Consider the following 11872-nt stretch of genomic DNA (forward strand, 5'->3'; position numbering starts at 1 on the left):
AGATCGCCGACCACGCCCCCGCCCAGCGCGACCACCACGTCCTTGCGATCCAGCTGGAAGGCCAACATCCGGTCGATCACCCGCTCCAGTTCGCTGAACGACTTGGACGCCTCGCCCGCCGGCACGGTCAGCAGGCGTCCGTGAACGCCCACCGCCTTCAGCGACGCCAGCGCCGCCTTGCCATGCAGCCGGCCGACGGTCTCGTCGGTGATGACCACGGTCCGCCCCTGCGCCAGCGGGGCCACGCGCGCGCCCAGCTCCGCCAACAGCCCGTGGCCGACGACCACTTCATAGGGGCGAAAGCCGCCGCCCGAGACCGGCACGGTCGTCGTCACGCCTTCATCTCCGGCTCATGGGCGGTGAAATGGGCCTGCAGGGCCTCGTATATCGCCTCCACCGCCTGCGCGTGGGCCCCGCCCGCCACGTCGACGGTCAGGTCCGCCGTCTCGTAGATCGGGTAGCGCACCTCGGCCATGGCCTTCAGCGCGGTCAGCGGATCGCGTCCGCGCAGCAGCGGCCGGGTGTCGCGTCGCTGCACCCGCTGCGCCACCGTTTCCAGATCGGCCCGCATCCACACCGTCACCGCCCGCTCCTTCAGCAGGGCGTGGGTGTCCGGGTTCAGGATCGCACCGCCGCCGGTGGCCAGGACCATGCGGGGACCCTCCAGCAGCCGCTTCATCACCCGCGCCTCTCCGGCGCGGAATTCCGACTCGCCCAGCCGGGCGAAGATGTCCGACACGGTCATGGCCGCCGCCGCCTCGATCTCGATGTCGCCGTCCGCGAAGGGCAGGTTGAGCCGCTTGGCCAGCCGCCGCCCCACCGTCGATTTCCCCACCCCCATCAGCCCGACCAGCGCTATGGTGCGGCGATGAACCGGAATCAGGCCGGCCCCCGTAACGACCTCGCTCATGACCGGCCTCGCGGGAGGCGGGAGGATGGCGGCGGAACGGGCGGCGGCAGGCAAGGCGTCATGACCCGACCACCCTTTACACCAGGCGCCGCCGACGCAAAGCGGTCCCGCGCATGAGCACGCCCCAGGTCGAGGCCTTTCTGGAAATGATGTCGGTCGAGCGCGACGCCTCGCCCCACACCCTGTCGGCCTATGGGCGCGATCTCGCCGACGCCGAAACCGCCCTGTCCGGCGGCCTGATGCAGGCCGACGAAGCCGCCGTCGAGGCCTGGTACGCCGGCCTCGGCGCGCGCGGCCTGTCCGCCGCCACCCAGGCCCGCCGCCGCTCGGCCGTGCGCCAGTTCTACCGCTTCGCGCTCGGCGAGGGTTGGCGGGCCGACGACCCCTCGCGCCGCCTTGATGCCCCGAAGCAGGGCCGCAGCCTGCCGAAGACCCTCAGCCGCGACGAGATCGAACGCCTGCTCGCCGCCGCCTCGGCCCGCGACGGCGCCGCCGGCCTGCGCCTCGACGCCCGGGTCGAGCTGGCCTACGCCTCCGGCCTGCGCGTTTCCGAGCTGCTCGGCCTGCGCGTCGAGGCGGTGCGCCGGGACCCGGCCTTCCTGATCGTCCGCGGCAAGGGCGGCAAGGAACGCCTCGCCCCGCTCAACACCTCGGCCCGCGAGGCCGTGAAGGCGTGGCTCGTCGCCCGCGACGCGGCCCGGCCGGAGAAGGCGCCCGACAGCCCCTGGCTGTTCCCCTCGTCGTCCTCGAAGGGCCACCTCACCCCCCGCCGCTTCGCCCAGCTTCTGGACCAGTCCGCCGTCGACGCCGGCGTCGATCCCGCCCGGGTCAGCCCACACGTCCTGCGCCACGCCTTCGCCACCCACCTGCTCGAGGGCGGCGCCGACCTGCGCGTGGTCCAGACCCTGCTCGGCCACGCCGACATCGCCACCACCCAGATCTACACCCACGTGGCGACCGACCGGCTCGCCCGGGTGGTCCGCGACAAGCATCCCCTGGCGCGCGACGACTGAACCCCGCTTGCTCCCCGGCGTTGACCCCACTAGGTTCCGCCGCCTTCCGTTGCGCTGAGACGCGCGCCTGTTCCGGACGCCTGATGGCCACCCACTACCTCGAATTCGAGAAGCCCATCGCCGATCTCGAGGCGAAGATCGAGGAGCTGAACCTGCTCTCCTCGACCTCCGGCTCGTTCGACGCCGAGGTCGAGGGCCTGCGCAAGAAGGCCGAGCAGCTGCGCCGCAAGACCTACGCCTCGCTCGACCCGTGGATGAAGACCATGGTCGCCCGCCACCCGCAGCGGCCGCATTTCGTCGACTTCGTCGAGGGCCTGTTCACCGACTTCGTCGAGCTGAAGGGCGATCGCCAGTTCGGCGACGACCAGGCCATCCTCGGCGGCCTCGCGCGGTTCCGGGGCGCGCCCGTCGTGGTCATGGGCCACGAGAAGGGCCACGACACCCAGACCCGGCTGACCCACAATTTCGGCATGGCCCGCCCCGAGGGCTACCGCAAGGCGGTCTGGCTGATGGACCTGGCCGAACAGTACGGCCTGCCGGTGCTGACCTTCGTCGACACGGCCGGCGCCTATCCCGGCCTCGGCGCCGAGGAGCGCGGCCAGGCCGAGGCCATCGCCCGGTCGACCGAGCGCTGCCTGACCCTGGGCGTGCCCTCCATCGCCACCGTGACCGGCGAGGGCGGCTCCGGCGGGGCCATCGCCATCGCCGCCGCCGGCCGGGTGCTGATGCTCGAGCACTCGATCTACTCGGTCATCTCGCCCGAGGGCGCCGCCGGCATTCTGTGGCGCGACGGGGCCCGCGCCCGCGACGCCGCCATGGCCATGAAGATCACCGCCCCGGACCTGCTCGAGCTGAAGATCATCGACCGGATCATCCCCGAGCCGACCGGCGGCGCCCACGCCGACCCCGCCGCCGCCATCGCCGCCGTCGGCGACGTGCTGGCCGAGGAGCTGGCGACCCTGTCCGCCCTCTCCCCCGAGCAGATCCGCCAGGCCCGGGCCGACCGGTTCTACGCCATCGGCCGCATGGGCTGAGGCTTTCGTTAACCCTTCGGCGAGGGTTGTCCGACTACGCCTGTCTCCATGCTGAGTTGCAGTGGGCGACTCGGCTGGAGTCCGTTCCGAATGAGCGCCGTCGGCGAGGCCCTGCGCGAGAGCGCCATCATCAATCTGACCGGCGCCGTCACCATGGTGGTGGATGACTCCGCCTTCGCCGCCGACATCACCACGAGCGCCCTCCTCGGCTTTGGCATCAAGACCCGCTACTCGATGCGCAGCGCCGCCGAGGCGATCGACATCCTTCGCGAGGCTGAGGTCGACCTGCTGGTCGTGGACTGCGAGATGCCGGACATGGACGGCTTCGAACTGGTGCACTGGCTGCGCCGATCGGGTCCGCCGAACGCCTTCGTTCCGGTGATCATGACCGCCGGCCACATCCGCCGTTCGATGGTCGTCAAGGCGCGCGACTGCGGAGCCAATTTCGTCATCACCAAGCCGTTCAGCGCCGCCAGCCTGCTGGAGCGGATCGTCTGGGTCGCCCGCGACGGCCGGCCCTTTCTCGAGGTCGGGGAGTATTTCGGCCCGGACCGGCGCTTCCGCGACATCGCGCCGTCGGGCGAGGAACGCCGAAGCGACGTGATCCGCCGGGTCCAATTCGAGGCCGAAAAGGCGGCCGCCCTCGCGGAGGCGGGCCAGTGACGGTCATCACCCACAACCGGCGCGCCTCGCGTCTGGCGAAGATGATCGACAGCGCCGGCGGCGTCAGCGTCGGCGTCGCCCTGGCCCAGGCCCGGGAGAACATCGCGCGGCTGCGCGGCAAGGGCCTGGAAGAGGTCACGCGCCACATCGACGATCTCGTCGCCCTCGAGGCGCCCGCCGACCCGGAGGCGACGATCCGCAGCCTCCAGCAGATCTATCGCTCCGCCAACCACATCATCGACGCCGCCGCCCCGTTCGATCTCGAGGAGATCTACGCCGTGGCCATCAGCCTGTGCGACATGGTCGATCGCGCCTCGGCCGAAGACGGCGCCTTCGACTGGCGGATCATGGACGTCCACATCCAGTCCTTGCGGCTGCTGAACACCCTGCCCACCGCGGCCGCCGAACGCGCCGAGGTGACCGCCCATCTGTCGCGGATGGTGGCGACGAAGTTCGGCTGACGGCCGGGCGTCAGGCCGGCTGCCGCTCCGTCCGCGCGCCCCGGGTCTGCTTGCGCCACAGCGCCGCATATTCCCCGCCCTGCCGCGCCACCAGCTCGTGGTGGGCGCCCCGTTCGACGATGCGCCCGGCCTTGAGCACCAGGATCTGGTCGGCGTCGGCGATGGTCGACAGCCGGTGCGCCACCACCAGGGTGGTCCGGCCGGTCCGCGCCCGCCGCAGGGTCTTCTGGATCGCCGCCTCGGTGCGGCTGTCCAGGGCGCTGGTGGCTTCGTCGAGAATCAGGATGCAGGGATCGGCCAGCAGGGCGCGGGCGATGCCGACCCGCTGGCGCTCGCCGCCGGACAGCTTGAGTCCCCGTTCGCCCACCATCGTGTCGAGGCCCTGCGGCAGGGCGCGGATGAATTCGTCCAGCTCGGCCGCGTCGGCCGCCGCCCAGATCGCCGCCTCGTCCGCATCGGGACGGGCGAAGCCGATGTTTGCGCGGATGGTGTCGTTGAACAGGGCCACGTCCTGCGGCACCAGCGCCACCGCCGCCCGCAGCGATTCCTGGGTCACCCGGCGCACGTCGACGCCGTCGATCAGCACCGCCCCCTCCTGCGGGTCGAGCAGCCGCAGGGCCAGTTTGACGATCGTCGACTTGCCTGACCCGGACGGTCCGACCAGCGCCGTCGTCGTCCCCGGAGGCGCCACGAAGCTCACGCCTTCCAACCCGTTGGCCCGGGCGTCGTGACGGAAGCCCACCCGCTCGAAGGCGAGGGCCGCGCCGCGCGTATCGACCGGACGCGGCAAGGGCTGGGCGTCGGGGGCGTCGGCCACCTGCGGCGTCTGACGCGTCACCTTCAACATCTCTTCCATGTCTATGAAGGACTGACGGATTTCCCGATAGGCGAAGCCCAGAATGTTCAGCGGCGCATAGAGGCTGATCATGATCAGCACGGCGGCCATGACGTCGCCCGGCCCCATCCGTCCGGCCGCCGCCTCGAAGCCGGCCATCACCGCCATCACGGCGAGGCCCAGGTTCATGATCACCGCCTGCACGATGTTCAGCAGGGCCAGCGAGCTGTTGGCCTTCAGCGCCGCCCGCGTGTAGTCGCCCAGCGCCATGTCATAGGCTCGCGCCGCCCGCGCCTCGGCTCCGAACGACTTGACCGTCTCATAGTTGAGCAGGGCGTCCACCGAGACGCCCGCCGCCTGGGTGTCGGCCGCGTTCATCTCTCGCCGGTGTTCGATCCGCCAGTTCGACAGGGCGAAGGTGGCGACGGCGTAGATCGCCACCACGGCGACGGCCACGGCGCCGAATCGCCAGTCGTAGGCCCCGGCCAGGACCCCCGCCGCCAGCACCAGCTCGACCCCGGTCGGGATCAGGTTGAAGGCGAGGATGCGCATCAGGAAGTCGACCGCCCGCGCGCCCCGGTCCATGGTCCGGGACAGCGAGCCCGAACGCTTGGTCTGGTGGAAATCGAGCGACAGGCTCAGGGCGTGGGCGAAGGTCTCGGTGGCCGCCGTCCGCTGGGCCGCCGAGCGCACCGGCGCGAACACCACGTCCGACGCATTGGGCGCGATGGCGGACAGCAGCCGCACGAAGGCCCAGCCGAGCGCGAAGGCCCCGAAGCCCCACGCCATTCCCGCCGCCGCCCCCTGCCCCGCCGCCAGCCGGTTCACGGCCGCGCCCAGCACCAGCGGCGCCAGCACGCCCAGGGCCTTTCCGCCCAGGGTCATGCCGATGGCCCCGAGCAGGCGCGGATACAGCTGCGGCGCATTGGACCGCCGCACCAGCCGCATCAGATCGAGCATGGCCCGCCCGGTCGGCGGACCCTTCGGCGGGTCGGCCGGCGGCGGCCCCTGCGCCGCCTTCGCCGCGGAATCGCCCCGCCGTCCCGTCCGCTCGCCCAGTCTCGCCATGGGAGCCATATGGCCCCGCCCCGGCGGCTACGCAAAGGCCGGGTTCAGATACGTCCGGTCATCGAGGCCCAGATCAGCCGCAGCCGCTTCACCGGCTCGGCTTCCGCAGGGTCGCGCAGGGCTGCGTGGGCCACGGCCGGGAAGGCCGCCACCGGCAAGGCCCTGAGGGCCGCGCGCGCCTCTGGCCGGGCGGCGTGCGCTTCCGGCCTCCGGCCCGTCTGCGTCAGACCCCAGACCCGGGCTGCGCCGACGACGGCCGCCTCGCGCCCCGGCCCCACGAGCACGCGCACGGCGGTCTGCATCGGCCCGGCGTAGAAGGCGTCCAGATCATGCGGCTCGCCGTTCACCCGGCCGATGTGCGCCTCGATCAGGGCGTCGAACGGCGCCCGGTCCAGCCCGCGCCGGACCACCAGGTCGGTCAGCGCCTCCAGTACCGGATGCCCCTTGCGCGCCACGCCGGCGAACACCCCGTCCAGCTGCTCGCGCCACCAGGCGTAGCGCATCTCCGCCAGCAGGGGCTGGGTCACGCGCGCCGGAATGGCCAGCAGCTCGGCCTCGAACGCATACAGGGCGGTCAGGTCCGCCCGCGCCTGGGCGTCGGCCACGAACCGGCTGGACAGCCATCGGTCGGGATCGGCCGCGCGGAGCTGCTCGTCGAGGGAAGGGTTCACTCTCTGCCGCTTACTCCGGCGAAGGCCGGCCTCAAATGCGAAAACGCCGCGCCCGGAACAGGCGCGGCGTTTCCCTATGCCATTGCGGCGGCGGCGAGTCGCGATCCGCCCGCGCGGGACCTTAGCCAAACAGCGTCTGGTACATCGCCATCGACGTCAGCATCGGCAGCGACAGCAGCATGTTGATGCGGCTGGCCAGCATGGCGGTGCGCGCGGCCTTGGCCTTGGCGTCGTCCTCGACGACGACGATGCCCAGCGCCCGCTTCTGGTTCGGCCAGATCACGCCCCAGACGTTCAGGAACATGACGATGGCCAGCCACACGCCGATGCCCATCAGGGTGTAGCCTTTCTGATCCTCGGTCAGGCCGCCGACGAGGCCGAAGCTCAGCACCTCGACGGCGTAGGCGTGGCCGCGGCTGAAGGCCAGCGCCAGGCCGGCCAGCACCGTGGCCAGCGCCGACCAGCGGAACCAGAACAGGGCCTCGGGGGCGATATGCTTGCCGATGGCCGGCTTCAGCTCGGCCGGGATCGACGGCATGACCCGGATCTGGACGAAGTTGAAATACCACAGCAGGCCGATCCACAGGATGCCGGCGAAGACGTGGGTCCAGCGGAACACCGCCTGCCAGAAAATCATGTCGAAGCCGCCCGGCGCGACGCTGCCGAAGGCGTAGATCATCACCCCGGCCAGCACGAGGCTGAGCAGGACGGTGGTGCGGAAGTTGGAAAGCAGATTGCCCATGTCGATCGCCCCTCCCAGAGCGTTTCGGGAAAACCGCGGCGACAGACGCGCCGCGAGAATCGTTGAAGCGCGACCATAGCGCCGCGCTCCCGCGACAAAAACCGAAAGACTGTAGGGGCTTTGCCGCCTTACGGCCGGCTCGCCATACCCAGCTTGACCGGACGGGCGTCGTCGGCCGCACCGCCGCGCTTGACGCCCCACAGCAGAATGATCGGCGCGCCGACGTAGATCGACGAATAGGTGCCGACGACGATGCCGAACATCAGGGCGATCGAGAAGCCGAACAGCGTCGGTCCCCCGAGCAGGGCCAGCGCCGCCAGAACCATGACCGCCGTGAAGCCGGTGATGATGGTCCGCGACAGGGTCTCGTTGATCGACAGGTCGATCACCTCGCGCAGGGGCATGGTCTTGTACTTGCGCAGGTTCTCGCGAAGGCGGTCGAACACCACGACGGTGTCGTTCATCGAATAGCCGATCACCGTCAGGATGGCGGCGACCATGTTGAGGCTGAACTCCAGCCGCATGACGACGATCAGGCCGAACACCAGGATCACGTCGTGCAGCAGGCCGGCCACGGCGCCGAAGCCGAACTGGGGTTCGAACCGGAACCAGATGTAGGCGAACATCAGCACGACCGCGAGGCCGAGCGCCATCAGGCCTGACTGAAACAGTTCGCCGGACACCTTGGAGCCGACCACGGCCACGCCGGAATAGGTCACATCGCCAATGGCGCTCGAGACCGCGGCCTCGACCTGACGCACGACCTGCGTCTGGTCCTGTCCCTCGGGAATCTGGAAGCGCAGCAGGGCGGTGGAGCCGTCGTTCACGTCGGACTCCAGCCGGGCGATGCCCTGCACCTGCACGTCGCCCAGACCCAGTTCGTCCACGGCGCCGCGCAGTTCCTCAAGATCGATCACCTGACCGGCGGGCTTGGCGACCTCCATCGAGGCGCCCCCGCGGAAGTCGATGCCCATGTTCAGGCCGGGATAGAAGACGCCGATCAGCGAGGCGATCACCAGCACCGCCGACAGTCCGGCGGCGTATTTGGCGAAGGCGACGAAATGCAGGTTCGTCTTGACCGGCAGCAGTTTGATGAGGGGCCATCCACGCATCGCCATCACTCCGCGATCGGCAGTTTTTTGGGCTTGGCGAGCTTGAGCCACCACGCCAGTCCGACCTGTGCGACCAGAACGGCCGACAGCATCGAGGTGAAGACGCCGATGGTCAGCGTCCAGGCGAAGCCGCGCACCGGCCCGGCCCCGAACATGAACATGATCAGCGCCGCCACCAGGGTCGTCAGGTTGGCGTCGATGATGGTGCCCATGGCCTTGTTGAAGCCGGCGTCGAGCGAGGCGATCACGGACCGCCCGGCCCGCGCCTCGTCGCGCATCCGCTCATAGATCAGCACGTTGGCGTCGACCGCCACGGCGAACGTCAGCACCAGGCCGGCGATGCCGGGCAGGGTCAGGGTCGCGCCGGTCATCGACATGGCGGCGATGATCAGCAGGCCGTTCAGAAGCAGGCCGATCACCGAGATGCCGCCGAACAGGAAGCCGTAGGCCAGCAGCATGAAGGCGATGATGATGGCGAAGCCGATGGCCGTCGACAGCGCGCCCGCGGCCACCGCGTCGGCGCCCAGTTCGGCGGTGACGGTGCGGCGCTCCTCGACCTTCAGCGGCGCCGGCAGGGCCCCGCCGTTGAGCAGGTTCACCATCTCCGAGGCTTCCTGCATCGAGAAGACGCCCTCGATGATGCCCGAGCCGCCGGTGATGGCGCTCTTGATGTTGGGCGCCGAAATGACCTTGCCGTCGAGGATGATCGCGAACGGCTTGCCGATGTTGGCGGCCGTGGCCTCGCCAAAGCGCCGCGCGCCGGCCCCGTCGAAGCGGAAGCCGATGGCCGTCTGGTTGTTCTGGTCGACGGTGACCTCGGCCTTGGTCAGGTTCTCGCCCGAGACCAGCACCCGCTTCTTGACCAGATAGGGGACGCCGTTCGCGTCGGGAACGACCTCGGCGTCCGGCGGCGGGAAGCCGGCCAGCGCCTCCTCGACCGAGTTCTCGACGTCGACCATCTGGAAGGTCAGCTGCGCCGTCTGTCCCAGCACGCGTTCCAGCTGGGCCGGATCGCTCTCGCCCGGGGCCTGGATGACGATGCGGTCGGCGCCCTCGCGGGTGATCGACGGTTCGCGGGTGCCGAGGCTGTCGATCCGGCGGCGCACCACCTCGATCGACTGGCTGACGGCGTCGGAGGCCATGGAGTCCATGGCCTGCTGGGTGAAGGCGTAGCGGATGCGGTCCTCGCCCTGGCGCTGCACGGTGCGGTCGGCGACCGTGCCGGCGCCCCCGCCAGCGGCCAGCGGACGCATCGCCTCCAGCGCCCGGTCCATCGTCGCCGGATCGGCCAGGGTGACCACCACGCCCGAGCCGTCCTGGCTGATGTTCGAGAGGGCGACCTGCGCCTCCTCAAGCGCCGTGCGCGCGTCCTCGCCGAGGTTGGTCAGACGCTTGGCGCGCATCGCCGGCACGTCGACTTCCAGCAGCAGGTACGATCCGCCCTGCAGGTCCAGACCGAGGTTCAGCCCCTTGCTCGGCAGCCAGCCCGGCAGCGCCTCCCGCTGGGCGGGCGTCAGCATGTTCGGATAGGCGAACAGCACCCCGAACACGAACGACAGGGCGAGAAGGACGACCTTCCAGCGCGACAGATGGATCATGAGGGCTTCCCCGACCTTTCAGAGCGTGTGGGTCAGGCCTTGGTGACTTGCTTGGTGTCGTTGGCCGCGACGCCGGTGCGGTCGCGCACCTGGGTGATCATCGCCTTGATGACGCGGACGTTCACGCCCTGGGCGATCTCGACCATGGCCTCGTCGTTCTCGACGCGGGTGACCTTTCCGATCATGCCGTTCGACAGCACCACCGTGTCGTTGCGCTTCAGGCCGGCGACCATCTCGCGGTGGGCCTTGGCCTGCTTCATCTGCGGCCGGACCAGCAGGAAATAGCCCATCACGCCGATCGCGATGATCGGCGCGAACTGGATGATCATGGCCATCAGGCCGCCGTCGGTGGGAGTCATCGAGCGTTCTCTGGATACCGGGCCCCGCGGCGCCCTGAAAATGAGGCGCGGAACCTAGGGCGCGTCGCCCGACATTGCAACGCGCCGCCTCGGCGGAACCCGTCGCCTGCGTCAGCGCGGCAACACGCTCAGCGGATCGATCGCCGTCGGCTCGTCGCCGCGCATGCGCCAGGTCTCGAAATGGATCGAGGGCCGCCCGTCGCCGGCGGTCGTGCCGACCGTGCCGATGGCCTGTCCCGCCTGCACGTCGTCGCCGTCGCGCACCGTCGCCGTGCCCAGATGCCCATAGACCGATCGCCAGCCGTCGCGGTGCACCACCAGCACCGTCAGCCCCTGCCCGGCGAGGTCGTCGCCGACATAGCCGACCCGGCCCGCCGCCGCCGCCCGCACCTCGGTCCCCGCCGGCGCGCCGATGTTCACCCCGTTGTTGCGTTCGCCCATGCCGACCGGACCGAAGCGGCGCAGGATGTCGCCCCGCACCGGCCAGTCCAGCGTCACCGTCGTCGAGGCCGGGGCCTCGCCCACCGGACCGGCCGTGGCCGCCAGCTCGCGCGGCGGCGGCGGCGTGGCGAGGTCGGCCGGCGGCGGCGGAGGCGGAGGCGGCGGCGTCCCGCCATCGGCCACAAGGACTCCGCTCGGCGAGGGGCCCGTCGCATAGGGATCGCCGCCGATGTCGACCGCGTCGGCCGGCAGCACGATGCGCTGGCCCGGCGACACATCCGCCCTGGGGCCCAGATTGTTCAGATCGATCAGCGTCTGCACCGGCGTCTGGAAGCGCCGCCCGATGCCCGAGATCGTGTCGCCCGGCTGGATTTCATAGCTGGCCCCGGCCGCGACGGCCGTCCCGCTCCGCGCCGGCGGCGGGGGACTGGCGAAGCCCTCGCTGGCCGGTCCGGCCGCCGGGACCGGCCCGGACGCCGGCGGGTCGTAGCGCGGCGTGGTCCCGACCGGCGCGTCCAGCGAGCCGCCCTCGATCTCGCTCACCGGCGCGGTCGCCGGCGGCGGCGCCTCATAGGCCGGATTGGTCGGTCCGCGAACGCCCTCTCCGCTCGGCGCGGGCGCCGCGGCGGCGACCGGATAGGCCGGCTGGCGCACCGGCGCCGGATCGGCGTGGATCGAATAGCGCGGCTCGGCCGGATAGCTGGCGCAGGCCGCCGTCAGGCTCATCGCCCCCAGCACCGCCAGCGCCTTCAGCCCCGCCCTGATCCCGACCATGCGCCCGCTCCTCAAACTCGAATCCGCCCCTTCGGACCAGACCTGCTAAACCGCGCCAAAGTTGGGCGGGAAGGTTAACAGGAAGGCAACAGGCAGCAGGCATCAGGCAACAGGGATCACCAAAGAGTGGGCGTCGACGGCGGGACGCCTGCCCATCCTGTCAGCACTCACCGCCCGTCGCCTGCTGCCTG

13 protein-coding genes are annotated in these 11872 nt (G+C 70.7%); 4 read left to right on the top strand and 9 right to left on the bottom strand.

Annotation, left to right across the window (positions count from 1 at the left end; all coding sequences use genetic code 11):
- Together VGD32_RS03525 and VGD32_RS03530 are read right to left on the bottom strand one after the other, a co-directional pair.
- Window positions 1–335: iron-containing alcohol dehydrogenase (locus VGD32_RS03525; protein WP_331030518.1), on the bottom strand; the 335-nt coding region annotated here is incomplete at its 3' end.
- Window positions 332–910 (bottom strand): shikimate kinase, encoded by a 579-nt coding sequence (locus VGD32_RS03530; protein WP_331030519.1) that lies wholly within the window; start codon window positions 908–910, stop codon window positions 332–334. The genes VGD32_RS03530 and VGD32_RS03525, both read right to left, overlap by 4 nt.
- 113 nt (window positions 911–1023) lie before the next feature.
- Between VGD32_RS03530 and VGD32_RS03535 the strand changes: the two genes are divergently transcribed.
- The 4 genes from VGD32_RS03535 (at window position 1024) to VGD32_RS03550 (ending at window position 4081) form a co-directional block, all read left to right on the top strand.
- Window positions 1024–1923, top strand: coding sequence for a tyrosine recombinase (locus VGD32_RS03535; protein WP_331030520.1), 900 nt, complete (start codon window positions 1024–1026; stop codon window positions 1921–1923).
- Window positions 1924–2006: 83 nt separating this feature from the next.
- Window positions 2007–2957 (top strand): acetyl-CoA carboxylase carboxyltransferase subunit alpha, encoded by a 951-nt coding sequence (locus tag VGD32_RS03540; RefSeq protein ID WP_331030521.1) that lies wholly within the window; start codon window positions 2007–2009, stop codon window positions 2955–2957.
- A 90-nt stretch (window positions 2958–3047) separates the two neighbouring features.
- Complete coding sequence (locus VGD32_RS03545) at window positions 3048–3620, top strand: response regulator (RefSeq protein WP_331030522.1); 573 nt, start codon at window positions 3048–3050, stop codon at window positions 3618–3620.
- Window positions 3617–4081: a chemotaxis protein CheE gene (locus VGD32_RS03550; protein WP_331030523.1), complete on the top strand. Its 465-nt coding sequence runs from the start codon at window positions 3617–3619 to the stop codon at window positions 4079–4081. The genes VGD32_RS03545 and VGD32_RS03550 overlap by 4 nt, the downstream gene beginning before the upstream one ends.
- A 10-nt stretch (window positions 4082–4091) precedes the next feature.
- Here the strand turns inward: VGD32_RS03550 and VGD32_RS03555 are convergent, their stop codons facing one another.
- From VGD32_RS03555 to VGD32_RS03585, 7 genes are all read right to left on the bottom strand, one after another.
- Window positions 4092–5876, bottom strand: coding sequence for an ABC transporter ATP-binding protein/permease (locus VGD32_RS03555; RefSeq protein ID WP_331030530.1), 1785 nt, complete (start codon window positions 5874–5876; stop codon window positions 4092–4094).
- Between the two features lie 152 nt (window positions 5877–6028).
- Window positions 6029–6655: a squalene/phytoene synthase family protein gene (locus tag VGD32_RS03560; RefSeq protein ID WP_331030524.1), complete on the bottom strand. Its 627-nt coding sequence runs from the start codon at window positions 6653–6655 to the stop codon at window positions 6029–6031.
- 121 nt (window positions 6656–6776) lie between these two features.
- The gene (locus VGD32_RS03565) at window positions 6777–7397 is read right to left on the bottom strand and encodes a hypothetical protein (protein ID WP_331030525.1); all 621 of its coding nucleotides are present in this window, start codon (window positions 7395–7397) and stop codon (window positions 6777–6779) included.
- Between the two features lie 128 nt (window positions 7398–7525).
- Window positions 7526–8515, bottom strand: a complete 990-nt coding sequence (secF, locus tag VGD32_RS03570) for a protein translocase subunit SecF (protein WP_331030526.1) — start codon at window positions 8513–8515, stop codon at window positions 7526–7528.
- Complete coding sequence (gene secD, locus VGD32_RS03575; RefSeq protein WP_331030527.1) at window positions 8515–10107, bottom strand: protein translocase subunit SecD; 1593 nt, start codon at window positions 10105–10107, stop codon at window positions 8515–8517. Before secD ends, secF begins: the two co-directional genes overlap by 1 nt.
- Before the next feature lie 32 nt (window positions 10108–10139).
- Window positions 10140–10466: a preprotein translocase subunit YajC gene (gene yajC / locus VGD32_RS03580; RefSeq protein WP_331030528.1), complete on the bottom strand. Its 327-nt coding sequence runs from the start codon at window positions 10464–10466 to the stop codon at window positions 10140–10142.
- Between the two features lie 111 nt (window positions 10467–10577).
- Complete coding sequence (locus tag VGD32_RS03585) at window positions 10578–11681, bottom strand: peptidoglycan DD-metalloendopeptidase family protein (protein WP_331030529.1); 1104 nt, start codon at window positions 11679–11681, stop codon at window positions 10578–10580.
- Between the last annotated feature and the right edge of the window lie 191 nt (window positions 11682–11872).

The sequence above is a fragment of the Brevundimonas sp. genome, from assembly GCF_036402095.1.
Taxonomy (GTDB): Bacteria; Pseudomonadota; Alphaproteobacteria; order Caulobacterales; family Caulobacteraceae; genus Brevundimonas.

Coding starts and splice junctions, on each gene's coding strand:
- VGD32_RS03530 (WP_331030519.1), bottom strand. CDS start 910: ATGAGCGAGGTCGTTACGGGGGCCGGCCTGATTCCGGTTCATCGCCGC.
- VGD32_RS03535 (WP_331030520.1), top strand. CDS start 1,024: ATGAGCACGCCCCAGGTCGAGGCCTTTCTGGAAATGATGTCGGTCGAG.
- VGD32_RS03540 (WP_331030521.1), top strand. CDS start 2,007: ATGGCCACCCACTACCTCGAATTCGAGAAGCCCATCGCCGATCTCGAG.
- VGD32_RS03545 (WP_331030522.1), top strand. CDS start 3,048: ATGAGCGCCGTCGGCGAGGCCCTGCGCGAGAGCGCCATCATCAATCTG.
- VGD32_RS03555 (WP_331030530.1), bottom strand. CDS start 5,876: ATGCTCGATCTGATGCGGCTGGTGCGGCGGTCCAATGCGCCGCAGCTG.
- VGD32_RS03565 (WP_331030525.1), bottom strand. CDS start 7,397: ATGGGCAATCTGCTTTCCAACTTCCGCACCACCGTCCTGCTCAGCCTC.
- secF (WP_331030526.1), bottom strand. CDS start 8,515: ATGGCGATGCGTGGATGGCCCCTCATCAAACTGCTGCCGGTCAAGACG.
- secD (WP_331030527.1), bottom strand. CDS start 10,107: ATGATCCATCTGTCGCGCTGGAAGGTCGTCCTTCTCGCCCTGTCGTTC.
- yajC (WP_331030528.1), bottom strand. CDS start 10,466: ATGACTCCCACCGACGGCGGCCTGATGGCCATGATCATCCAGTTCGCG.
- VGD32_RS03585 (WP_331030529.1), bottom strand. CDS start 11,681: ATGGTCGGGATCAGGGCGGGGCTGAAGGCGCTGGCGGTGCTGGGGGCG.